This is a genomic window from Streptomyces sp. NBC_01515 (genome assembly GCF_045040345.1).
Classification (GTDB): domain Bacteria; phylum Actinomycetota; class Actinomycetes; order Streptomycetales; family Streptomycetaceae; genus Streptomyces.
This window is the reverse complement of record NZ_CP109416.1, coordinates 549,463-572,865: the sequence shown is the minus strand read 5'-3', so window position 1 is coordinate 572,865 and position 23,403 is coordinate 549,463. Positions and strand designations below refer to the sequence as shown.

The 23,403-nt window shown below is 70.3% G+C and carries 21 protein-coding genes; 6 read left to right on the top strand and 15 right to left on the bottom strand.

The features are described 5' to 3' along the window. Window positions 1–126 precede the first annotated feature (126 nt). Complete coding sequence (locus tag OG407_RS02160; protein WP_405854424.1) at window positions 127–2,763, top strand: alpha-L-rhamnosidase C-terminal domain-containing protein; 2,637 nt, start codon at window positions 127–129, stop codon at window positions 2,761–2,763. 207 nt (window positions 2,764–2,970) lie between these two features. Beyond that, window positions 2,971–4,233 carry an MFS transporter gene (locus OG407_RS02155; RefSeq protein ID WP_405854422.1) on the top strand — a complete coding sequence of 421 codons (1,263 nt, stop codon included), beginning with the start codon at window positions 2,971–2,973 and terminating at the stop codon, window positions 4,231–4,233. A 36-nt stretch (window positions 4,234–4,269) separates the two neighbouring features. On the opposite strand, the gene OG407_RS02150 is transcribed toward OG407_RS02155, so the two are convergent. Beyond that, entirely contained in the window at window positions 4,270–5,523 is a 1,254-nt protein-coding gene (locus tag OG407_RS02150) for an acyltransferase family protein (RefSeq protein ID WP_405854420.1), read from the bottom strand. Between the two features lie 148 nt (window positions 5,524–5,671). Here OG407_RS02150 and OG407_RS02145 point away from each other — a divergent pair, with 148 nt between their 5' ends. Continuing rightward, window positions 5,672–6,241, top strand: a complete 570-nt coding sequence (locus OG407_RS02145; RefSeq protein WP_405854418.1) for a hypothetical protein — start codon at window positions 5,672–5,674, stop codon at window positions 6,239–6,241. Between the two features lie 106 nt (window positions 6,242–6,347). Here OG407_RS02145 and OG407_RS02140 read toward each other — a convergent pair whose 3' ends face one another. From OG407_RS02140 to OG407_RS02115, 6 genes are all read right to left on the bottom strand, one after another. After that, entirely contained in the window at window positions 6,348–7,106 is a 759-nt protein-coding gene (locus OG407_RS02140) for an aspartate/glutamate racemase family protein (protein ID WP_405854416.1), read from the bottom strand. A 78-nt stretch (window positions 7,107–7,184) separates the two neighbouring features. Continuing rightward, window positions 7,185–7,667, bottom strand: coding sequence for a MarR family winged helix-turn-helix transcriptional regulator (locus tag OG407_RS02135; RefSeq protein WP_405854414.1), 483 nt, complete (start codon window positions 7,665–7,667; stop codon window positions 7,185–7,187). A gap of 74 nt (window positions 7,668–7,741) precedes the next feature. Beyond that, window positions 7,742–9,118 carry an alpha/beta fold hydrolase gene (locus OG407_RS02130; protein ID WP_405854412.1) on the bottom strand — a complete coding sequence of 459 codons (1,377 nt, stop codon included), beginning with the start codon at window positions 9,116–9,118 and terminating at the stop codon, window positions 7,742–7,744. 53 nt (window positions 9,119–9,171) lie between these two features. Beyond that, entirely contained in the window at window positions 9,172–10,203 is a 1,032-nt protein-coding gene (locus OG407_RS02125; RefSeq protein WP_405854410.1) for a hypothetical protein, read from the bottom strand. Window positions 10,204–10,648: 445 nt separating this feature from the next. Beyond that, the gene (locus OG407_RS02120) at window positions 10,649–12,370 is read right to left on the bottom strand and encodes an MFS transporter (protein WP_405854408.1); all 1,722 of its coding nucleotides are present in this window, start codon (window positions 12,368–12,370) and stop codon (window positions 10,649–10,651) included. After that, complete coding sequence (locus OG407_RS02115) at window positions 12,367–12,867, bottom strand: MarR family winged helix-turn-helix transcriptional regulator (protein ID WP_405854406.1); 501 nt, start codon at window positions 12,865–12,867, stop codon at window positions 12,367–12,369. The genes OG407_RS02120 and OG407_RS02115 overlap by 4 nt, the downstream gene beginning before the upstream one ends. Before the next feature lie 103 nt (window positions 12,868–12,970). On the opposite strand from OG407_RS02115, the gene OG407_RS02110 reads away from it, so the two are divergent. Together OG407_RS02110 and OG407_RS02105 are read left to right on the top strand one after the other, a co-directional pair. Continuing rightward, window positions 12,971–13,540: an RNA polymerase sigma factor gene (locus tag OG407_RS02110; RefSeq protein WP_405868245.1), complete on the top strand. Its 570-nt coding sequence runs from the start codon at window positions 12,971–12,973 to the stop codon at window positions 13,538–13,540. Then, window positions 13,537–14,151: a hypothetical protein gene (locus OG407_RS02105; RefSeq protein ID WP_405854404.1), complete on the top strand. Its 615-nt coding sequence runs from the start codon at window positions 13,537–13,539 to the stop codon at window positions 14,149–14,151. The genes OG407_RS02110 and OG407_RS02105 overlap by 4 nt, the downstream gene beginning before the upstream one ends. A gap of 10 nt (window positions 14,152–14,161) precedes the next feature. Here OG407_RS02105 and OG407_RS02100 read toward each other — a convergent pair whose 3' ends face one another. The 7 genes from OG407_RS02100 to OG407_RS02070 form a co-directional block, all read right to left on the bottom strand. Beyond that, window positions 14,162–15,010: a PaaX family transcriptional regulator C-terminal domain-containing protein gene (locus tag OG407_RS02100; RefSeq protein ID WP_405854402.1), complete on the bottom strand. Its 849-nt coding sequence runs from the start codon at window positions 15,008–15,010 to the stop codon at window positions 14,162–14,164. A gap of 12 nt (window positions 15,011–15,022) precedes the next feature. Further along, window positions 15,023–15,460, bottom strand: a complete 438-nt coding sequence (locus OG407_RS02095) for an acyl-CoA thioesterase (protein WP_405854400.1) — start codon at window positions 15,458–15,460, stop codon at window positions 15,023–15,025. Then, on the bottom strand, window positions 15,457–17,826 hold the full coding sequence (locus OG407_RS02090; protein WP_405854398.1) for a bifunctional salicylyl-CoA 5-hydroxylase/oxidoreductase: 2,370 nt from the start codon (window positions 17,824–17,826) through the stop codon (window positions 15,457–15,459). Before OG407_RS02090 ends, OG407_RS02095 begins: the two co-directional genes overlap by 4 nt. Continuing rightward, the gene (locus OG407_RS02085; RefSeq protein ID WP_405854396.1) at window positions 17,823–19,481 is read right to left on the bottom strand and encodes an AMP-binding protein; all 1,659 of its coding nucleotides are present in this window, start codon (window positions 19,479–19,481) and stop codon (window positions 17,823–17,825) included. Before OG407_RS02085 ends, OG407_RS02090 begins: the two co-directional genes overlap by 4 nt. A gap of 61 nt (window positions 19,482–19,542) precedes the next feature. Continuing rightward, a complete protein-coding gene (locus OG407_RS02080; protein ID WP_405854394.1) occupies window positions 19,543–20,529 on the bottom strand; it encodes an acyl-CoA thioesterase in 987 nt (328 codons plus the stop codon). After that, entirely contained in the window at window positions 20,526–21,011 is a 486-nt protein-coding gene (locus tag OG407_RS02075; RefSeq protein WP_403597328.1) for a cupin domain-containing protein, read from the bottom strand. The genes OG407_RS02080 and OG407_RS02075 overlap by 4 nt, the downstream gene beginning before the upstream one ends. 2 nt (window positions 21,012–21,013) lie before the next feature. Then, on the bottom strand, window positions 21,014–21,868 hold the full coding sequence (locus OG407_RS02070) for a fumarylacetoacetate hydrolase family protein (protein ID WP_405854392.1): 855 nt from the start codon (window positions 21,866–21,868) through the stop codon (window positions 21,014–21,016). 215 nt (window positions 21,869–22,083) lie between these two features. Here OG407_RS02070 and OG407_RS02065 point away from each other — a divergent pair, with 215 nt between their 5' ends. Further along, the gene (locus OG407_RS02065; RefSeq protein ID WP_405854390.1) at window positions 22,084–22,521 is read left to right on the top strand and encodes a RidA family protein; all 438 of its coding nucleotides are present in this window, start codon (window positions 22,084–22,086) and stop codon (window positions 22,519–22,521) included. 123 nt (window positions 22,522–22,644) lie between these two features. Here OG407_RS02065 and OG407_RS02060 read toward each other — a convergent pair whose 3' ends face one another. Then, complete coding sequence (locus OG407_RS02060; RefSeq protein ID WP_405854388.1) at window positions 22,645–23,316, bottom strand: DeoR/GlpR family DNA-binding transcription regulator; 672 nt, start codon at window positions 23,314–23,316, stop codon at window positions 22,645–22,647. Between the last annotated feature and the right edge of the window lie 87 nt (window positions 23,317–23,403).

The following is a 23,403-nucleotide window of genomic DNA, read 5'->3' as shown; positions in this document are numbered from 1 at the left end:
GTTCCGCGCGGTGCGCATCGGCGATTACTTCTGTCCCAACGCTGTACGCGTATCCCGTGTTCGAGATAGCGTCACCACGCAGCTGCCGAGTGAAACGATTCAATCCATTGCGCTCAAGGGGACAGCATGGCGTCGAACAGCACACCGGACAAAGGCATTTCCCGTCGCGTAGCTCTGGCCGCAGCCGGCACCGTCGGACTCACCGCGGCGTCCCTCTCCACCGGACTCCCCACGGCCGAAGCACTTCCCGCAGAGGAAGCCTCCGCTTCCCTCACCGCCAACCCGCCCCGCCGCTCCGGTGGTTGGCACCGCTACGTCCAGGGCCCGTCCTCGCGCACGGTCCGCCCGGTGCGGATCACCACGTCGACCGGAGACGTGAAGAACCCCGGCGCGCTGCTCAAGCCCGGCGGAGCCAGGTCCGTCCTGCGCCGCCCGCAGCCCGCGGCGGCGCCGACCTGGCCCACCGGCACCACCGCCGAGGCCTCCTCGGCCCACGCGGGCAACAACGGCAACGACGGCCAGCCGCGCACCTACGACGCCACCAACGCGATCGACGGAAACCCGGACACCTTCTGGAACGACGACACCCTCGGCGTCTTCCCCGACGTCCTCAGCATCACCACGCCGCAGGTCACGACCTTGCAGGGCATCACGGTGATCTCCAACAGCGACGGCGTGCCGACCGACTACACCGTCGACGTGTGGACCGACGGCGACTGGCACACCGCCGCCACGGTCACCGGCAACGACGCGGTGCAGAAGGCCGTTCCGTTCACGGAGAAGGTCAGCACCGACCGCGTCCGCATCACGGTGACCCACGCCCAGGACACCTCGCACGGCAACTTCACCCGGATCAACGAGGTCTGGCCCGCACCGGTCGAGCCGATCCCCATACCGACCATCACCGTGGACTTCGGCAAGGTCGTGGTCGGATACCCGCAGATCAAGTTCACGTCGGCCTCCGCCAACTCGCCCGGCGTACGCGTCGCGTTCTCCGAGACCCGCCAATTCCTCACCGACCGCTCGGACTTCACCCGCGCCGACCAGGCGGGCGGCGCCGGAGGGGGCACGGACCAGTTCGCCGTCCCCGCCAAGGGCGCCAACTGGACCGACCACAAAGGCTTCCAGGCCGGTGACAAGGTCTTCGCGGACGGCCTGCACGGATTCCGCTACCTCAAGATCAGCCTCGACGCACTCGCCTCGGACAGCCCCGCCGCCCAGCCCTGGGGAACCCTCGAAATCGACTCCGTGGCACTGCAGTTCACCGCGTACGTGGGCACACCGAGCACCTACCGCGGCTGGTTCCTGTGCTCCGACGACGAGTTGAATCGTTACTGGTACGGCGCCGCCTACACCAACGAACTCGTCACCGACACCTTCCGCCAGGACGACGTCGACCCCCGCAACGCCTGGAGCGCCACGCTGGAAGGGAAGTTGGTCCTCCAGGACGGAGCCAAGCGCGACCGCGACCCGTACGTCGGCGACCTCGCCGTCTCCGCGCGCACCCTCTACCTGACCCACGACGACGCAGCCGCCGCGGCCCGCAACGTCCTGGCCGACCTCGCCGACCACCAGCGCGCCGACGGCTGGATCCCGCCCGCCTCCATCGGCAACTACACCCTCCCGCTCTTCGACTATCCGCTGTACTGGGTCACGTGCAGCTGGGACTACGTCCTCTACACCGGCGACCGCCAGTACGCGACGCGCTACTACCCGACCCTGCTGAAGGTCCTGGACACCTGGTACCCGAGCGTCACGGACGGCGCCGGACTGCTGAGCAAGGGCCTCAACGGCACCGACGGATACGGCGACTACGCCTTCCTCGGCCGCACCGGCCGCGTCACCTACTACAACGCCCTCTACGTCCAAGCCCTCCAGAACGCCGCCCAGTTGGCCCACCTGCTGGGCCAGAAGGCCGACGCCGCACGCTGGAGCACACGCGCCGACAACGTTGCCCAGGCCGTCAACTCCCTGCTGTGGGACGCCGATGCGGGCGCCTACCTGGACTCCTCGACCGGCGCGGTACGGCACGCCCAGGACGGCAACTCCCTCGCCGTCGTCACCGGCATCGCCGACGCGACCCGCGCCACCTCGGCCCTCGCGCACCTCGACGCGACGACGCAACGACCGTACGGGAACGCCTTCATGGACAACGACACGATCTTCGACCAGGCGTCGCAACGGGTCTACGCCTTCACCTCGTACCCGGAGATCGAGGCCCGCTTCCTCAGCGGTCAGGCCGCGTCCGCGCTCGACCAGATCCGCCGTATGTACGGGTGGATGGACAAGAACGACCCCGGCATCACCCACTGGGAGGGCATCGGCCCCAACGGTTCGCTGTACGAGGACGCCTACACCAGCATGGCCCACGGCTGGTCCACCGGTGTCCTGCCGGCGCTGACCAACAACTTGCTCGGTGCCCGGCCGACTTCACCCGGGTACGCCACCTGGGAGGTACGCCCGCAACCCGGCGACGTCGACTGGGCCACGGGTCAACTCCCCACCCCGCACGGCCCGTTGGGCGTCGAGTGGGAGAACAAGGCCCGCGTCTTCCGGCTCACCGTCCACGTGCCCCGGCACACCCAGGGCTCGGTCGCCTTCCCCGGTGCCGCGCGCGGTCTGCGCGTGAGCGCCGGTCGGCGGACGCTGTGGGACGGGCGGCGGGCATCGAGCCGTGACGTGAGCGTGGCCGACGGCACGGTCACGGTCGCGGGCCTCGGCGCGGGCGACCACAGTTTCGTGAGCGAACTGCGCGGCAACTGACCTGGTTTGGGAGCCTCGTCGGCGCACGGCGTCGCGATGAACCGCTCCGGGACAGACCAACGTGCGTCTGGCTCGGGGCGGTTCACTGTGAACCGGGTGAACAGGGCGTTCGCTTTGGCTAATTGTGGCGGGTGTTTTGCCGGTCCTTGCGTTGCCCCGGGTCGCCGCGCCCACCTAGCCTGACCTGCGGACCAAGGGAGGGCCGACATGCTGAAGACCGTCCGGGAACAGGCAGCGGGACTCACCAAGGATCAGCGCAACGCCTTCGTCGCCGCCTACTTGGGCTGGGCGATGGACGCCTTCGACTACTTCCTCGTCGTACTCGTCTACAGCGAGATCGCCGACGACTTCCATGTCTCCCTCACCGACATGGCCTTCCTCACCACGGCCACCCTGGTGATGCGACCCGTCGGCGCCCTCATCTTCGGCCTGTGGGCGGACCGCAAAGGCCGCCGCACCCCGCTCATGGTCGACGTGGCCTTCTACTCGGTCATCGGATTCGCCTGCGCCTTCGCACCGAACTACACCGTCCTGCTCGTACTGCGCCTGCTCTACGGCATCGGCATGGGCGGCGAGTGGGGCCTGGGCGCGGCGCTGGCCATGGAGAAGATCCCGGCCGAGCGGCGCGGGTTCTGGTCGGGCCTGCTGCAGAGCGGCTACTCGCTCGGCTATCTGCTCGCCGCGGTGGCGTTCTTCGTCATCGAACCCGCCTTCGGCTGGCGCGGGTTGTTCGCCTTCAGCCTGGTGCCCGCCCTGGTCTCGCTGTGGGTGCGCGCCCGGGTGGAGGAGAGCGAGGTCTGGGAGAAGAGCGTCAAACTCAACCGCACCCCCGCCTACCAGGTGTTCAAGAACCCGGCGGTGCTACGGCGGTTCGTGTACCTGGTCGCGCTGATGACCGCCTTCAACTGGATGTCGCACGGCACCCAGGACATCTACCCCACCTTCGTCAAGAAGGGCCTGGGCCTCTCCCCGGACACCGCGATCGCCATCGCCGTGGTCTACAACATCGGCGCCATCATCGGCGGCATGGTGCTCGGGGCGTACTCTGAGCGGCTGGGGCGCCGGCGCACGATCATGATCGCGGCGACCGCGGGCCTGGTGGTGGTGCCCTTCTTCGTCCTGTCCACCGCCGTGGGCTGGCTGATGCTCTCCTCCTTCCTGATGCAACTGTGCGTACAGGGAGCCTGGGGCGTCATCCCCGCGCACCTCACCGAGATGAGCCCGGACACGATCCGGGGCTTCTATCCCGGTGTCACTTACCAACTCGGCAACCTGATCGCCGCCCTCAACCTGCCGATCCAGGAAGCCCTCGCCCAACGGCACGGCTATCCGACGGCGATGGCGTGGACCGTAACTCCCGCCCTGGTCCTGGTGATTGTGCTGAGTGCCGTGGGCAAGGAGGCCAAGGGGATCCGGTTCGGTGGTACGGGGACGCAGGCGCCGAGCACTGCGGCGGCGGACCCGGCGTAGCTCCGGCGGCGCGTGCGGGCGGCAGCCGATCGTAGGTCACAGGACCGGTGAACCCGGTCCCGTGGCGACAACCGGCTCCACCCGGCGCACGCGGGGCCGGCCGCGTCGTAGCAGAGGCCGTTCGACGAGGGCGTACGACGCGAGGGCCGCGGCGAACGTGGCCGCGAGGCCGGTCTGGAGCAGGGCGTCACCGCGCACACCGAGGTCGTGCAGCAGCCGGATGACGGGGTAGTGCCACAGGTACATCCCGTAACTGAGGTTGCGCCCGATCCAGACCATCGCGGACAGCGACAGCAGGCGGGTGGGCCACGACCGGGGGCACAGTTCCAGCGCGGCGACCACGCAGGCCGTCAGCAGGGCGGCCACCAGGAAACCGACCGTGTACCAGACGGGATTCCACCCGCTCACCTCGGTGATCGGGATCTGCCAGGCGATCAGTCCCAGCACCGCGAGCGCGGGCCGGCAGAGCCGGCCCGCCCAGCGGCGCAGCGCCGCCAGCCGGGGATCGTCGGCGCGCAGGCGGGCCAGGACGAGGGCGAGCAGGGCGCCGATGAGGAGCTGGTCGGCGCGGGTGTCGGGGCCGTTGTAGATACGGTGCGCGGCTGCCGGGTCCCAGAGCACCGTCCGCCAGAGCACCGGTAGGACGCACAGCACCGCGGCGCAGGCCAGCACCACGCGTGCCGTCGCGTGCCGCAGCAGGACGAGGAGCAGGAGCGGCCAGGCGAGATAGAACTGCTCCTCCACGCCGAGGGACCAGGTGTGGCTGAGGGGTGCGGTGAGATCCGAGTACGTTCCCGCGTCCCCGGCCCGTACGAGATTGACGACCGATCCCGCGGCCAGGGCGGCGGCCACCCACGCCCCTCGGAAGAGCGGCAGCGCGAACGCCACGGACAGCAGGGCGGTCACCGCGCACATCACCAGCAGGGCCGGCATCAGGCGCAGCCACCGCCGCCGGTAGAACGACCACAGCCCGATGCCACCGGTACGGGCGTACTCGCCGACCAGCAGCCGCGTGATGACGAAACCGCTGATCGTGAAGAACACGTCCACACCCACCGAGCCGCCCGGCACCAGGTCCGGCTCCACGTGGTAGACGATCACCAGCACCACCGCGACCGTCCGCAGTCCGTCCAGCCCCGCGACCCGCCCACCACCCCGCAGCGCCGACGAGAAGCCCCGCCCGCCGCCTCTGCCCCGTTCCGCGGACGCGGGCACGAGCGGCGGCGCCGCCCGCACATCAGGGCTCTGCTCCGTGGCCTCGCCTACCGTGCTCCGCTGGAGGGTGCTCATACCGGCCGCGTCTGCCCACGCCTGCGCGGATCACACAAATTCTCATGTTGCGCACAGGCTGGGGTCGCTCTGACGTTGCCTTTCGGACGCCGGAGTCCGGCGATTAATCGTCGGCAGACAGGCCGCCCGACTTGGCAGACTGCTCGGCATGGCCAACTCGTACGCGCAGGCAGTGCTGAGGACGACGGATCTTGCCGAGGCGCTGCGTGCCGCCGGGCGGTTGCTCGAACTCGCGGACACCACGGAACTCGAAGTCGACTTCGAGGCGTGGGTCTCCACGCCCGGAGAGCTGGAGCGGTTGAGCGGTGTGATGCCGGATGCCGAATGGTTCTCCGACGGAACCGACCGACACGGCTCCTCGAAGGACGGCGGCGTTCCGTCGGAGTGCCTCCCGGTCTTCCTGCGCAGATGGTGCATGGCACCGGAAACCGTGGAGGAGTTCGTGACCGCGGCCGGGGACGTCCCGGCCATGGTCCGCTGGGACTTCACCGGTTGGCCCGAGGCTCCAGAGGTGGGCCTCGGCTACGGGGGTTGCAGAGGCGCCTATGTGACGGTGTGCGTGAACGCACGCGACCTCGACATCTCCTTCGTCAAGGAGCCCGCACCGGACCACACGCTGTACGTCCACGTGAAGCAGATCGAGGCCGAACGGGCTCCTTGGCTGGCGGCACAGGTCGGCCTGCGGGTCATCGGGGAACTGGAGATGGCACCCCTCTGACCTTGCCCTCCGAACGTCCGCCGGCCCATTGGCGAGCAGGACGAGGCGGACCTGGTGGCCGTCATGTCGTCCTTCGCGGCGGCCCCGGATCTTCCCCGCTCGGCTCTCAGGCCCCGATCCGGCCGCTGAGCAGGCTGCCCGCGTCGGGAACGACCGTGGGCAGGCCCAGCTCGACGAGGATGCGGTACGCCGTGGCGGTCGCCGCCGAGAGGACCGGCAGCCCGGACGCCTCCTCCACCGGCTGGATCGACGGCAGCGAGGGCATCTGGACACAGGCGGACAGGACGAGCGCGTCGGCCCGTGACAGGTCCAGGCGCCGCCAGTGCTCGCGCAGGTCGGCCGGGTCGAGGCGGGCGACGGCCAGGTTGTCCGCCACCTCCAGGCTCAGCGCGTCCACCACCTCGACGCCGGCGTCCTCGATGTAGTCGGCCACCAACCGCGTGAGCGGCTTCATGTATGGCGTGACGATCGCGACCCGCCGGGCACCGAGGGCCTTGATGCCGTCGAGGAGGGCGCCGGCGCTCGATGCCACGGGGGCCTTGGAGCCCTCGGCGCGCAGCACGCCGGTGATCTCGTCCTCGGCGGTGCAGTGGTACCCCGGACCCTGCGCCATGATCGCCACGAGGCAGGCCGTGACGACCACGTCGGGCCGGGCGTCGGCGAGTTCCAGTGCCGCGCGCCCGGTCTGCGCGTTCATGGCGCGCAACTGCTCCGGCGTCACGTGCCGCATGCGCATACGGCTGCTGTGGAAGACGAACCGGTCCTCCGGCAGCAAGGATTCACGCTGCCGCATCATCCGCGGCAGCTCCGTCTCCATGGTCAGGTTCGAGCTGGGCACGATCATGCCGATGTGGTGATCGGTCACGGGATCCTCCGGGTGTCCTGCCTACGAGGCTGCGTACGGTTGTCGGCGACCGGGGATCCGCCGACCGCCGCCTCGCGGTCAGGAGTCCTCGGCCAGTCCCTCCCAGTGATCGGCGAGGGACGTGAAGAGACGCATGATGTCCTCGCGCCGCTCCGGTCCGAACGGCGCGAGAAGGCGCTCGTCCAGGCTGCGGGCGCGGAGGTTCGCGTCGTGGAGGGTCCGCTCGCCCTCCTCCGTGAGGTGGAGCAGCTTGCGCCGGCCGTCGTCCGCGGCCGTCCTGCGCACGATCAGACCCCGGTTCTCCAGCCGCCGCGCGACGTCCGCCATCGTCGACGTGTCCAGGGAGACTGCCGCCGCCATGGACCGCTGGTCGCTTCCCGGCGCCGCTTCCACAGCCTGGAGCACCGCGAACTGGGGCCCGGTGAGTGTCGGGTCGACGGCACGGATCCAGGCCGCGAGATACGCCTGGTACAGACGGCGGACCTGGTAGCCGGGCGCGGCGGTGAGCGCCGGGGGCGGCCCGGCAGGCGTGGACGTCGGGGTTGCGGTTTCGTCACCCATGGAGCCCACTTAAGCACGGCACTTGACCGGGTCGGCAGCCGGACCGGTGATCTTCGGGAACCCGCGCGTCGGCGTCACACCAGCATCGGCCGCAGCACCTGGCGCAGGGCGGCGAGCGCGCCGGCCGGGTTGTCCCAGAACAGCATGTGCCCGGCCTCCGGGATCTCGACCGACGCGGCCGACGGCAGCAGCCGGGCCGCCTCCGCGGCACCCTCCGCGGTGACGACCGGACTGTCGGCGCCGTAGAGGAGTGCCGTGGGTCCGGGAACGGAGGGCCACCAGTCGAAGAAGTCCTCGCTCTCGAAGCCGCGGTGCGTGGCGGTGACCGCCTCCGTGTCGCAACTCGCCAGCCAGCGCGCCCGCAGCTCCTGCTCACGGCGCGGCCAGCGCGGCCAGGACCGGGCCACCAGCGCTCCCTCGACGCCGGCGGAGGTGACCGCGCCGAGTTCTTCGGCCAGTACGGCGGCGTCCTCCATGGCCTGGGAGGCGCCCTGTGCCTGGTAGGGGAGCATCGCGTGGCAGGCGTCGCCGAGGAGGGCGACTCGGCCGTCCGTCCACACCGGGTCGCGGCGCCGGTGGTGCAGTGCGAAGGCGGAGACGTCCTCCTTCGCCTTGGACAGCATGGCCGGTACGCGGTCGTCCCAGCCGGGGAAGGCGTCCACGAGGTCCTGTGCGGTCGCGGACACGCTCCACTTCTCGGCGACCTCGTCCGTGCAGGGCACGCAGGCCACGACGTTGAGGTACTCGCCGCCGCGGATCATGTAGTGCACGAGGTGCCGGTCGGGGCCGTACCAGATGGTGCTCTGGAAGCGGTCCACGAGCCAGCGTGTCGCCGGGTCGGCGGCGATCAACTCCCCTGGGATCAGCGCCCGGTAGGCCATCTCGCCGGAGAACAGGAGGGTGTCCGGGGCGCCCATCAGGTCCCGGGTCCGCGAGCGGATGCCGTCGGCGCCGACGAGCACGTCACCGGCGTACCGGCGCCCGTCCTCGGTGACCGCGACCGGACGCTCGGGGTCGGTGCGGTCCAGCTCGACGACTTTGCTCGCGGTGTGTACGTCCACGACGGGGCCGGGGCCTGCGGGGTCGACGCACGCGTCCAGCAGGACGCGGTGGAGATCGGCCCGGTGGTAGTGCCAGTACGGGGCGTTGAACTGGTCCTTGCAGCGCTGTCCCAGCGAGGTCAGCCCGACGATCCGGCCGTCCTTCCAGCGCCGTCGCACCTGGTCGAGCGGCTCGGTGTGGATGGCCTCCATCTGCGGGCGCAGCCCCAGTCCCATCAGGACGCGGCTCGCGTTGGGTGCCGTCTGGATGCCCGCGCCGGCCTCGCCGAGCTCGGCCGCCTGCTCCAGGACGGTGACCCGCAGACCGCGCTGCCGCAGTGCCAACGCGGTGGTGAGCCCGCCGAGACCTCCTCCGACGACGGTGACTTCGTACGACTGGCTGGGCGCCACACTTCCTCCAACTCGCGTGCGGGTACGGGTGGTTCGGGGGAGCGGCGGCGTGCTCAGCCGTCGGTGAGCTTCCCTGCGGTGACGACCTCGACGTCGTCGACCGTGACGGTGCAGCCGCGCATCGCGATGTCGAGGTGGGCGTACGACTCACGGCCGAGGACCGGGTGCGGGCCGGTCGACCAGAGGAAGTTGCCGGCGAAGGCGCGGGCGTCCATGCCCATCAGGTCGTCCTTGCCGTACATCGCCGTGGCGAACCAGTCGGCGGTGCGCATCAGGCCCCAGCCCATGTGGGAGAGGCTGCGCGCCCACTGGTCCCGGGCGTCCTCGAAGAACGTCGACAGCAGCTCGGCCTCCGCGCCGCCGGACACCTTCCCGATGTGGCCGCCCGCGATCTGCAGGGTGACGGGGGAGCGGACGTACTCCTTGAAGGGCAGCAGGATGTCGCCCTCGGCGAGCACGATCTGGCCGTCGGAGATCTCCGGCCAGCACAGCACCATCGTGCTGGGCCAGTGGTCCCAGCGGCCCGGGTCGTCGGCGAAGCCGCACTGGAACTCCGGCTTGGAACCGGCGAGTTGGACGGTTAGGTCGGTTCCCGCGTCCGAGGTGACCCGCATGACGGACGACCGCCTGAGCAGGCCGACGCCCTCCAACACCTCTGCTTTGTCGCGCTCGTTGGGGAGGTTGCGGATCAGTACGTCGGGGGCGTCGCAGACGAAGATGATGCGGGTGCCGGCGCGCAGGATCTCCTGTTGGACCGGCGCGTGGATGAAGCCCTCGCGGGTGAGGTCGACGACCAGGTCGGCCGACTTCAACAGGTCCTGCGCGGTGCTGTCGTTGAGCACGGAGACCAGGCCGGGACCCGCACCGGTGTGGGTGCTCGGCATCGGCGCGGGGCTGCCGCCCGGCACGGTGGCGGAGATGACGTGCGCGCCGCACGCCTTGGCGGCACCGAAGGCGGCGGCGACGTAGTCACCTCGGCTGCCGGGCTCGGACAGCACCACGACGTGCTCGTCGCCGCGCAGCTTGCAGAGCTTCAGCTCGCGGGTGAAGGCGTCGAGCAGGTCGACGGACGAAAGATCGAACACGGGCTTCTCCAGGTATCGCTGAGGGGGTACCGATCGCGCTCTTCGACGGGCTGTGGGCATGTCGCGGACAGGCTCCGGGCGCGGTGACGGAAGGGGGAGCGAAGAGAGGGAGAGAGGAGGGGGTGAGCGGGGGAGGCGGGGAGCGGAGGCAGGGCGAACAGGCCCCGCGGTGCATGGTTGAGCAGCGGATTCGGGGTGGTGGGGTACCGCCCGACAGAGATAATCCGAGCACGTACTATCTCTGCTTGGCAAGGGTTCGCGCGCCGAGTTAACACGGTTATTTCATGACGAACCGTCAGGAAAGTCGCGCAGGTGCGACCTGACCTCGGCTTCGCGTACCGATCGCTCCCGGGTGCCTGTCACGAGGCCGCGCATACGTCTGTGGCGGGCCCGTCGGTCGTCGGGCCCGCCACGTGTCGTCGTCGTTGTCGGTGTGCGGTGACGGTCAGGCGGCCCCGTCGCGCAGGGCCGGCAGGGTGGCCGACGTCAGCTGCCGTGGCGCGTTGTCGGGTTCGACGAGGACGACGGTGCAGGTGGCCGCGTGGGTGAGGGCGGTGGTGAAACTGCCTTCCGCGAACTGGGTGAGGGGGCCGTGCGGCGAGCGGCCGACGGCGATGGCGCGGGCGCCCGTGTCGGCGGCGTGCCGGGCCAGTACACGGCCGGCCGCGGAGTGGTCGCCGACGGTGGTGAGGATCTGGCCGGTCGCCGGGACGCCCTGCCCGGCGAGGCGGTCGAGGTGGGCGGTCACGGCGGCGCGGGCCTGGTCGCGCGTCTCCGTGTCAGCGGCCAATTCCTCGACAAGGGCCGTCAGTTGGACGTGTACGACCTCCAGCGGACTGTGCGTGTCGCGGGCGAGCCGCGCCGCCGCGTCGACGATGGCCGCGGCCTGGTCATGGGCGGAGACGGCGACGACGACCCGAGGCGTGCTCCCGCTCGCGGGCTTGCCGACCGGGATGAGGGTCGGCGCGACCGACTCGCCCTCCCCGGTCTGCTGTTCGGCCTCGCGGAGCAGCTTGTGGCCGCTGGCCAGGACCGGAATGGCCAGCAGGAAAGTGGCCGCGCCCAGATAGAAGGGGACGCTCAGATCCGTGGCGTCGGCGAGCTTGCCCGCCACGTACGGGGCCAATCCGCCGCCGATGAAGCGCAGGAAGCCGTACGCGGACGAGGCGACGGGCCGCTCCACCGGCGAGACGAGCATGACGGCCTGCGTGGTCAGGGTGTTGTTGATGCCGATGAAGGCGCCGCTGACGATGACCGCCACGATGACCACGGTCGGCGTCGCGACCCCGGCGGCGATCACCGCCATCACCACGGAGAGACCGGCCAGATTGACGTACAGGACGGGCGCGGTGCCGTAGCGCGCCTGGAGGCGTGGGGCGAAGAAGACGCTGAACGCGGCCACGAGCAGGCCCCAGCCGGTGAACACGAGGCCGAGCCGATGGGCGTCCAGTTCCATGGGATAGGGGGCGTAGCCCAGCATGGTGAAGAAGCCCCAGTTGTAGAGCAGCGCCATGATGCCCATGGTCAGCAGGCCGCGGTGCCGCAGGGCCTTCAACGGCGCGAGGGGTGAGGTGACCCGCTCCGGCTTGGGCAGGTCCGGCACGAACACGGCCGTGGCGACGAGCGCGATGGCCATGAGGACCGCGACGCCGAAGAACGGGCCGCGCCAGCTGATGCCGCCCAACTCGCCCCCGAGCAGCGGCCCTACGGCGATTCCGAGGCCCAGCGCCGTCTCGTACAGGATGATCGCGCCACCGAACCCGCCGCTTGCGGAAGCCACGATGACGGCCAGGGAGGTGGCGATGAACAGGGCGTTGCCCAGCCCCCAGCCCGCGCGGAAGCCGACGATGCCGTTGATGGAACCAGAAGTGCCGGCCAGGGCGGCGAAGACCACGATGACCGCCAGGCCTATGACGAGGGTGCGCTTGGCGCCGAAGCGGCTGGAGAACCAGCCCACGAACAGCATCGCCACCGCCGTCACGATCAGGTAGCTGCTGAACAGCAGGGAGACCTGGCTCGGCGTGGCGTGCAGGCTGTCGGCCAGCGCGGGCAGGATCGGGTCGACGAGGCCGATCCCCATGAAGGAGATGACGCAGGCGAACGCGACGGCCCAGACGGCCCTGGGCTGCCGGAACGGGCTGGCGGCAGTTCCGTGTGGTGCGCTCATGTGTGCTTGTCCTCCAGGGAGTTGAAGGGTGCGAGAGGGCTCTGTCGGGAGGGGGGCCGGTGGTCCTGGATCGCGCGGGCCAGGGCCGGGAGGGCGATCCGCACCGCCTGTTGTTCCGGCTCGCTCAACTCCGCGATGAGCAGGTCGAGGGCGTGGGCGCGTTCGGCGCGCCGCTGCCGGGAGACCTCCAGGCCCGTGTCGGTCGCCTCCACCAGTACGCCCCGGCCGTCGCTGCGGTCGGCGGTGCGCCGTACCAGGTCCGCGCGCTCCAGCCGGGTGACGAGCTGCGTCATGTTCGGCTGCGAGGCGCCCTCGGCCCGGGCCAGATCGGTCAGCCGGCACGGACCTTCGCGGCCCAGGCGTCCGAGCACGGCGGAGGCGGCCACGCTCAGGCCGCCGGTGACGGCGCTCTGCCGGACGTAGCGGACCATCCTCTCGACGGCGATGATCAGGTCCTCGGGTGAGGCCTCGGGGACCGCCGGCGTCGCTGGATCCATAACCCGCTTATGCATAACGGCATTATGCACTTACATGTAGCTTGATTCAATGTCGGAGCGGAAAGGAACCGGCCGCTGCCGGACAGTACGGGTTGTGGAATCCATGACGGAACAGGAGGCGCGCCGGATGCGGCGGGCGCGCTTCGAAGGACTGGCGCATCTGGTGGTGGAACCGCTGCACCGGTATCTGCTGCGAAGGACGAGCGCCGACATGGTCGACGACGTGCTGTCGGAGACGATGCTCGTGCTGTGGCGTCGGCTCGACGATGTCCCCGGGCTGAGGGAGGAGTCCGAGCCCGATCCGGGTGACGTGCTGCCGTGGTGCTACGGGGTGGCCCGGGGGTGCCTGGCGAACGCCCGTCGCGCCGACGGGCGCAGGCTCCGGCTCGTGGAGCGGCTGGTCCGGACCCAGGAGGAGGCTCCGGCGGGGGCCGCCGATCACAGCGAACTGCATGCCGCGCTCGACGCCCTCGGGGCGCTGGACCGCGAGGTCGTGCGGCTGTGGGCGTGGGAAGGACTGGCGCCGCGGCAGATCGCGGAGGCGACCGGGCTGACGTCCAACGCGGTGAGCATCCGGCTCCACCGGGCGAAGGCGAGACTCGCCGCCCGGCTGGGGCGAAAGGATGCCGGACGGCCCGGACACAAGAGGGATGAAGGAAGGAGCAGTCAGTGAATGACGACGAGTTGCTGGCCCGGCTGAAGTCCGCGGACCCGGCCGGAATTGCTCCGCCGCCCGACATCGACCGCCTTGTGGAGGACACCTTGAACACCGACACCGCGCTCCAGTCCGCGACCACCGCCGCCGGCATCGCGACCGCGGGATGGGGACGCCGTCGTCTCTTCGGACTCGCGGCGGCCGGACTACTGGTACTGGGCGGCGGCATCGCCGGAGGAATCATGGCCAACAGCGGTAGCGGCAACGGTCATTCGGCTACGGCCAAGAGCGCGGCCCCGACCGGCGCGCTGAAGCTCACCGCCGAGGGCGGCTCCGGCAAGTGCGTGCCGCCCGGCCTCGACACCCTGAGCAAGTACCCGACCCTCTTCCAAGGAACGGCCATTTCCGTCGAGGGCTCGACGGCCACCTTCCGGGTGGACCGGTGGTTCAAGGGCGGCGACGCGGAGACGGTCGTCCTCACCAGCGACACCAGGATCCCGGAGACGCTGACGTACACGGAGGGCGGGCACTACATCGTGGGCGCCGAGGACGGCTTCGTCCCGATGTGCGCCGCGATCGAGGCATCGCCCAAGGACATCGCCGAGTTCCGCCAGGCGTTCGGGAAGTGACTCCGCCCGATCACGAGGGGTCGTCCAGCAGACTCCGGGCGAACTCGTGCGCCGGGTCCGCCAGGGTGTGCCGGAGCGTGGCGAAGAGATCCGCCGCCGTCGTGCCGGACCACGTGGCGGGGAGGAGGGCGCTGGGCAGGCCCGGGTCGAGATAGGGCAACCGCCGCCAGGCGGTGAGGACTTGGACGTAGTCGATGAACGCGGCCCGGTCCGACACCGTGCCCGGCCCGGCCCAACGCCCCGCCATCGACGTGAACTCGGCGACGAAATCGTCGTAGAGCTTCTGGAGTGCCTCCAAGTCCCACCAGCGGCCCACCTGTTCGGCGGGGTCACCGAAGGCCACGTAGTCGCCGCGGAAGAGGTCGACGTACTGGTCCAGGCCGTGGCGGAGCAGGTGGCCGCGGGTGTCGTCGAGCGCGTGGGCCGGGGCGATCCAGATCCCGGACGAGACCGTGCCGAAGCCCAACCAGGCCAGCCGTGACCGGAGTTGGTGCCGGTGCTGGCGCTCGCTCTCCGGCACCGAGAAGACGGCGATGACCCAGCCGTCGTCGGTCACGGCGTGGCGCTCGAAGATACGGCGGTCACCGGTCTCCAGGACGGAACGGGCGTAGGGCGACAGCGCGTAGCCCGCACGCCCGTCCCGGCGCTCGGCCACCAGGATCTCGCGGCGCTTGAGCCGGGAGATCGACGAGCGGACCGCCTGGGCGTCGACGTCGAGTTCGGCGAGCAGACGGATCAGCGTGCTCACACTGATCCAGCCGCCGACCTCGCGCGCGTAGAGCCCGTACACCGTCACGATCAAGGATCGCGGCGGTGCGGGCTGGCCCGGGCTGTCGTCTTCGAGATCGCTTGCCGTCACGATCGTAGTATTTCAGTGCGCCTGGCCGGCCGCCGCTTCCGGCCGGCCGCCCAGCGCCGCACGCCAGGCGGCCGGCCAGGGCGCGCTGCCGCCGGTCGCCTTGTCGGGGACGTGCACGGTGACGTAACTGCCCCGGGCGGCACGGCAGTTCGGCTCGCCGTCCTCGGTGTTCCGCCACACCTCGAAGCCGAAGGTCATCGAGGACCGGCCGAGGCGGATCAGCTCGACCCGCGTCTCGACCTCCTCACCGAACCGGATCGACGCCTCGAACTCCACCTCGTACCGCACCCTCGGGGCCACCGGGAAGTAGCCCGGGATGTCGTACGCGCGCATCAACTCGGCCTCCGCCGCCTCGGCGAACCGGACGACGGTCGTGTTGTGGTAGATCCCGGCCGCGTCGGTGTCGATCCACTCCACGCGAGCCCGATGAACGCCGTAGGGGCCGCTCATTCCGCCGCTCCGCCCGGGGTCCACCGCAGGTGCACGGCGTCCCGCGGGGCCTCCCGCAGCAGCGCGAGACGCGGACGGACCGCGTCGGTGCGCGAGGTGGGCGGCTTGCGACGGCCCGCCGCGAACTGCACCGGCCAGTCGGCACCCGCGCCGCGGTACTCCTGCTCGGCCGCCGCCTGCAGCGTCCACTGCGGGTTGTAGAGATGGGTACGGCCGAGCGCACACAGGTCGGCCCGCCCGGCGAGCAGGATCGAGTTGACGTCGTCGTACGACGAGATCGCCCCTACGGCGATCACGGCAGCCCCCGCCGGAGCGGCGACCTCGTGCCGGATGCGGTCGGCGAACGGGGTCTGGTACGAGCGGCCGTACGCCGGCTTCTCGTCCTTGGTGACCTGCCCGGACGACACGTCCACGGCCGCCGCGCCGTGCGCGACGAACGCCCGCGCGATCTCCACCGCGTCGTGCTCGGTGTTGCCGTCGGGGGTCCAGTCGGTGGCGGAGATCCGCACCGTCACCGGGCGGTCGGCGGGGAACGCGGACCGCACGGCGTCGAAGACCTCCAGCGGGAAACGCAGCCGGTTCGTGAGATCGCCGCCGTACTCGTCGGTGCGGTGATTGGCGATGGGGGAGAGGAAGGAGGAGAGCAAGTAGCCGTGGGCCGCGTGCACTTCGAGCAGGTCGAAGCCCGCCTCGGCGCCCCGGCGGGCGGCGGACACGAAGTCGGCCACGACCGCGTCCATGTCGGCCCGGGTCATCTCGCGCGGCTCGTGGCAGCCCGTGCCGTAGGGCAGCGGGGACGGGCCCACGACCTCCCAGTTGCCCTCGGTGAGGGGCTCGTCAATGCCCTCCCACATGAGGCGAGTTGAGCCCTTGCGGCCCGAATGGCCCAGCTGGAGACCGATCTTGGCGGTGCTGCGGCCGTGGACGAAGTCGGTGACCCGGGTCCACGCGTCGCGCTGGGTGTCGTTCCACAGGCCCGTGCAGCCCGGAGTGATGCGGGCCTCGGGGGAGACACAGACCATCTCGGTCATCACCAGGCCCGCGCCGCCGAGCGCCTTCGAGCCGAGGTGGACGACGTGGAAGTCGTCCGGCACTCCGTCGACGGCGGAGTACATGTCCATCGGCGAGACGATGATCCGGTTCTTCAGTTCCAAGGCGCCGATGGAGAACGGCTGGAACATCGCCGGAACCGACTCGGTGCGGCCCTGCGCCTCCGCGAAGCCGCGCTCGATCAGGTCGGCGAAGCCGGGGTCGCGGTCCTTGAGATTGTCGAAGGTGATCCGGCGGGAACGCGTGAGCAGGTTGAAGCAGAACTGCGCGGGGTCCTGGTCGGCGTACCGGCCGATGTTCTCGAACCACTCAAGGGAGGCCTGGGCGGCGCGTTGGGTGGACTCCACCACGGGTCGGCGCTCGGTCTCGTACGCCGTCAACGCCTCGTCCACCGTGGGGTGTTCGTGCAGACACGCGGCGAGCGCGAGGGCGTCCTCCATGGCGAGCTTGGTGCCGGAGCCGATGGAGAAGTGCGCGGTGTGGGCGGCGTCGCCGAGCAGGACCACGTTGTGGTGGTGCCAGCGCTCGTTGCGGACCGTCGTGAAGTTCAGCCAACGGGAGTTGTTGGTCAGGAGGTTGTGCCCGGCGAGTTCCCCGGCGAAGATCTCGCGGATCCGGGCCACCGACCGCTCATCACTCACCCCGGGCGGGAACTGTGTGCCCTCCGTCGCGTCGAGGCCGGCCTTGCGCCACACGTCCTCCGCCATCTCGACGATGAACGTCGAACCGGCATCGGAGAAGGGGTAGCCGTGGATCTGCATGGTCCCGAACTCGGTCTGCTTGACGAGGAATTGGAACGCCTCGAAGACCCGGTCGGTGCCCAGCCACATGTACTTGTTCGTCCGCTGATCCAGGGAGGGGACGAACGCGTCGGCGTACTTGGTGCGCACCGCCGAGTTGATGCCGTCGGCCGCGACCACGAGGTCGTAGGAGCCGCGCAGTTCGTCCACTTCCGGGGCGAGGGTGCGGTAGTGGACGGTGACGCCGAGTTCGGCGGCCCGCTCCTGGAGGATGTGCAGCAGGTCCTTGCGGGCCATCGCCGCGAAGCCCTGGCCGCCGACCGTGAAGGGATGCCCGTCGAACTCGATGTCGATGTCGGTCCAGCGGGCGAACCGGCTCTCCATCGCGTCGTGCACGACCGTGTCCGCGTTCTCGATGCCGCCGAGGGTCTCGTCGGAGAAGACCACCCCGAAGCCGAAGGTGTCGTCGGGCGCGTTGCGCTCCCACACGGTGATCTCATGGGCGGGGTCGAGCTGCTTCATCAGCGCGGCGAGATACAGCCCACCAGGCCCGCCGCCCACGATCGCGATCCTCATGCCTGCTTCTCCTTCTCGACGATCCGGCGCAGCAGGAAGTGCTGAAGCTTTCCGCTGGTGTTGCGGGGCAGCGCGTCACAAAAGCGCACCGCCCGGGGGTACTTGTACGGCGCCAGCTGCGCTTTGACGTGGTCCTGGATGTCCTTGACCTTGGCCTCGTCGCCGACGACTCCCTCGGCCAGGACGACGAACGCGCAGACCACGGAGCCGCGTTCGGGATCGGGCTTGGCGACCACGGCCGATTCGACGACGTCCGGGTGGGTGTTGATCGCGGACTCGACCTCGGGACCGCCGATGTTGTAGCCGGAGGACACGATCATGTTGTCCGTGCGGGTGCGGTAGTAGAAGTAGCCGTCCTCGTCGCGCACGAAGGTGTCGCCGGTGACGTTCCAGCCGTTCACCACGTAGCTCTCCTGGCGCTGGTCGTCGAGATAGCGGCAGCCGACCGGGCCGATCACGGCCAGCCGCCCCTCGACCCCGGGGCCGACCTCCTCGCCGTCCAGGTCGAGGACCGTGGCGCGGTAACCGGGCACCGGTCGTCCCGTCGATCCGGGCCGGATGTCGGCACCGGCGGCGGAGATGAAGATGTGGATCATCTCGGTGGCGCCGATGCCGTCGATGACCTTGATCCCGGTCTCGGTGTGGAGCTGCTCCCACACTTCCTCGGGTATGTGCTCCCCGGCGCTGACCGCACCGCGCAGGCCGTGCAGCCGGTCCGCCTTCCCGGCCTTGAGGATCTGCCGGTACGCCGTCGGTGCGGTCGCGAGTACGGTGACGCCGGCCTCGGCGACCAACTCGGCCAGCGGTTCCGGCGCGACGGCCTCCGTCAGCAGCGCGCACGCACCGGCCCGCAGGGCGCAGACGACCAGGATGCCGAGGCCGAAGGTGAAGGCGAGCGGGGCGGTGCACGACACGAGATCGTCGGGCCGTAGGCGGAGCGTGTGGCGGCCGAAGGTGTTGTCGATCGACAGGATGTCGCGGTGGAAGTGGGTGGTGATCTTCGGTACGCCGGTGCTGCCCGAGGTGGGGCCGAAGAGGGCGACGTCGTCGGCGGCGGTGTCGACCGCTGTGAACTCCGCCGGTTTCGCGGCCACTTGGCGCGTCAGGTCGTCGGGTGCGTCGCCGCCGTAGGCCACGATCGTGAGGTCCGGCAGGACGGTGTCGCGTACGGTCTCGACGTCCGCCGTGAAGCGGTGGTCGACCAGGGCGACGGCCGGGCGGGTCTTCTCGACGACCGGGGTGAGTTCGCGGGCGCGCAGGGCCGCCATAGTGGTGACGACGATGCCGCCGGCCTTGAGTGTGCCGAGCCAACACGCCACGGTCCAGGGGTTGTTGGGGGAGCGGAGCAGCACGCGGTTGCCGGGTACCAGGCCGAGGTCGTCGGTGAGGACGTGGGCGATCTGGTTGGCGCGGCGCAGGAGTTCGCCGTAGGTCCACAGCTCGCCCTCCGGGGTGCGCAGGGCCGGGCGGTCGGGGCCGAACGTGGCGGTGGGTACGTCGATCAGTTCGGCGCCGGCGTTGAGGCGCTCGGGGTAACGGAGTTCGTCGGTGGTGAACTCAAGGACCGGCCACTGGGCGCGTGGTGGGAGGTGGTCGCGGGCGAACGTGTCCGGATAGGCGGAGGGCGAGAGGCCCATCTGGTCCAACTGGTCCATCGGGAGGGTCCTTTCCGCAGGCCGGGGGTGGGCCGTGCAGGGATCAGGAGCTGCGTGGGAATCAAGAGCTGCGGATCAGGCCTTCCTGGACGACGGTGGCCAGGTGGGTACCGGAGGGGGTGAAGAAGCGGCCGACGGCGAGGCCGCGACCGGCGTCGGCGGCGACGGCTTCCTGGGCGTAGAGGAGCCAGCCGTCCATGGGGCCGGGCCGGTGGAACCACATGGCGTGGTCGAGGCTCGCGGTGACGAGTCCGGGCAGGGCCCACGGCAAGTCCAGTACGCGCAGGACGGGTTCGAGGATCGTGTAGTCGCAGACGTAGGCGAGCGCGGCGAGGTCGCGCTGCTCGTCGGTGAGACCGTCGACGGGACGCAGGGTGTCGAACGGCCGTACCCACACGGCCTGTTGGGGTACACGCTCACCCTCGACCGTGAGGTAGACGGGTCCGGGCACGTGCCGCATGTCGAAGCTGCGGCCGCCGCTCCAGTACTCCTCGGAGGTGTCGGTCATCGTGCCCCGGGGTGCGGCGGTGTCGCTCAAGTACGCGGCTGAGCTGGGCAGTTCGGTGGGATCCGGCACGCCGACAGGGGGCTCGGCGGCGTAGGTGGCACCGGGCTCGCCCGCGGCGAAGTTGGCGAGGCAGGTGTAGACGGGCTTGCCGTTCTGGAAGCCGCGGACCTGCCGGGTGGCGTAGCCGCGGCCGTCGCGCAGCAGCTCGACCTCGTAACGGACCTCGGCGCCGATGTCGACCGGCCGCAGGAAGTAGGAGTGCATCGAGTGCAGCGTCTTGCCCTCGACCGAGCGCATGGCGGCGGCCGTGGCCTGGGCGACCATGTCACCGCCGTAGGCCTTCGGCCAGGGGCAGGGCTGGGTGGTCGCGGTGAAGGCGAGGTCGAAGTGCTCGGGCTCGACGGGGGTGAGCGCGATCGCGTCGGTGAAGATCGCCGAGGTCGGGGCGGAGCGGGCGTCCGTGCGGACGTCGGTGTCGGTGGTCCGGGAGTCGGCGCCGGCGGCTCGGGGGTCGGAGCTGGTGCTCTGGATGTCGTTCACGGCCGGTCCATCCAGTCGCGCAGGTCGGCGTCGGCCACCTCGTCGAGGTTGACCACGATGTTTTCCGGGGTGCGGGTCGTCATCCAGGTGAGTGGGTTGTTGCGGTCGAGGTTGCACTCGACGTGCGGCATGAAGGGCGGGACGAAGACCCAGTCGCCCTCCGCGAGGTCGAGGTAGTCCTCGAACCGTTCGCCGAAGTAGATCCGGGCCCGCCCCGAGAGGACATAGCCGCCGGTCTCGGCCTCGCCGTGGTGGTGGGGCACCGAGCGGTAGCCCGACTCGTTGCTCACCTTCCCGAACCACAGCTTGGTGGCCGGCGTGTGCTGCACGGAGACACCGGAGATCCGGGTCGCGCCGTCGGACTGGCCGGTGGCGCCGACCTCCAGACCGCCGCGCGTCACGACCGGTACGACCAGGCCGGACTCGTTGGCGTACAACGAGTTGTCGCCCTCTAGGACGTACTTGGAGAAATCGGGTTCCATGATCAGCTCCTGGAGTCGGTGAGGGGAGAGTCGGCGAGGCGGGAGTCAGTGAGGCGGAAGCGGTTGCGGAGGGTGCCGATACCGGGGATCTCGGTCTCGACGAGGTCGCCGTCGGCGAGGAAGACCGGCGGGTTCATGCCCGAGCCGACGCCACCGGGGGTGCCGGTGAGCACGATGTCGCCGGGGCGCAGGACCGTGAAGGTGGAGACGTAGGCGAGCAGATCGGCGGCGTCGAACACCAGCGTGCTCGTGTTTCCGCGCTGCCGCTCGACGCCGTTGACCCGGCAGATCACCTCGACGCCGGTGACCGGGTCGAGCTCGTCGGGCGTGACGACCACCGGTCCGAGCGGGGTGGTGCGGTCCCATGCCTTGCCCTGGAACCACTGCAGCGTGCGCTTCTGCCAGTCCCGGACGCTGATGTCGTTGGCGACCGTGTATCCGGCGATCGCGCGGTCGGCCGTGTCCCGGTCGGCGCTCCTGAGTTCGGCTCCGACCACGACTGCCAGCTCCGCCTCCCAGTCGACGTCGAGGCCGGGTGGGAGGACCAGGTCGTCCTCGGGGCCGGTGAGTGTGTCGGCGTACTTGGCGAAGAGCGTGGGGTGTGCGGGCAGCTCGCGGCCCATCTCGGTGATGTGGTCGGCGTAGTTCAGGCCGCAGCAGACGACCTTGCGGGGGGACGGCAGGGGCAACACGGGGGTGGCGCCGCGCAGTTCGGACCCGGCGAGGCCGGCGATGCGGTCGGGCTCGGTGGTCGTCAGCAGTGCGGAGAGGTCGTCGGCCGGCAGCGCCCGCCAGCGGTCGCCATCGAGCACGGCGGCCGTGGTGCGGCCTCCGTGGGCCACGGTGGCGAGCTTCATGGGCGTACTCCCTCGGGGTGGTGGCGGTGGCCGGAGCGACCGGGATGCCCGGAGTGGCCGGGCTGCGTTATAGCGAGATTTTCACGACCGTCGAAAACAGTCAATAGATGAGTTAGGCTGCCTGTGTCAGCCCGTCCGGTCCGTCCGGCTCATCCGGCTCATCCGGTCCGTGCGGCTCATCCGGTCCGTCCGATCCATCCGAGGAGCAACCAGCAATGACTCCGATCCCGGTGAACCCGCCCTCGCTCCCCACCCCGAGCGGCTACTCGCACGGCACGCTCAGCGGCAACACGCTGTACCTGGGCGGACAGACGGCCCTGGACGCGGACATGCGGATCGTCCCCGGCGGCATCGTCGAGCAGTTCAGGCAGGCGTTCGGCAACGTGCTCACCACGCTGAGGGCGGCGGGGGGTATCCCCGAGGACCTGGTGAGCCTGACGATCTACCTCACCGACATCCCCGACTACCAGGCGCACGGCAAGGAGATCGGGAAGGTCTGGCGCGAGCTGGCGGGGCCGGTGTATCCGGCGATGGCGGGGATCGGCACGACCGCGCTCTGGCAGCCGGAGGCGATGATCGAGATCCTGGGCGTCGCGGTGATTCCGGACGAGCGGGTCGTCCGGGCGGGGACGCGGGACACTCCCGGGGTGTGACGGATCGCCTGGCACCGGTGTCCGGAGCTGGTCGGGATCCGGTGCCGCGGGTGCTGCCCTCGGGGCTGACGCCCGCAGCATGTGCGCAGATCCTGACGCGGTCTCCCGGTCAGGGGCGGACGGTCATTCCGCCTTGGCCACCTCGACGGTGATCTGGCGGTCGTGGAGATCCTTGAGGACCGACTTCGGGGTGTTCTCGTCGACGATCACGAGGTCGAAGTCGGTGAGCGGGGCCAGGGCGTGCAGGGCGCGGCGCTCGAACTTGGTGTGGTCGACGTACAGGATCCGCTCGGCCGCTACATCCATCATCGCCCGCTTGAACGAGACGGTGTCCTGGGTCTGATGGTAGCAGGTCCCGGCCGTGGTGGCGGACGTCGAGAGCACCGTGAGATCCACGGAGAGGCCGCGGATGGCGTCGACCGTCATACCGCCGATGAACGCGTCGCCGGCTTCGTGGTAGATGCCGCCGAGACCGATCAGGCGGATTCCCGGGGCGCCCTTCAGCTCACGGATGATGGGCAGGTAGCTGCTGATCACCGTGGCGGGGCCGGTGTCCCGCAGCAGGCGGGCGAGGTTGATGCCGGTGGCGCTGTCGTCGAGCATGATCGCCTGCCCCGGTTCCACGTACCGCAGAACCGCCCGGGCGATGGCCTGTTCGGCCGCGGCCTGGCTTTCCAGCCGTACGGTCACGCTGCTCTCGAAGAGTGCCGACGGCTCCACGCTCGCGCCGCCGCGGGTCCGGCGCAGCAGGCCCTGACCGTCCATCGCGGTGATGTCCCGCAGGATGGTCACCACGCTGACACCTGTCTTCGCTGGTTCCGGGGCGGGTGACTGCTGTCGTATTGCATGAGGTGCGCTTGTCGAACGTGAACTCGGCAGGCG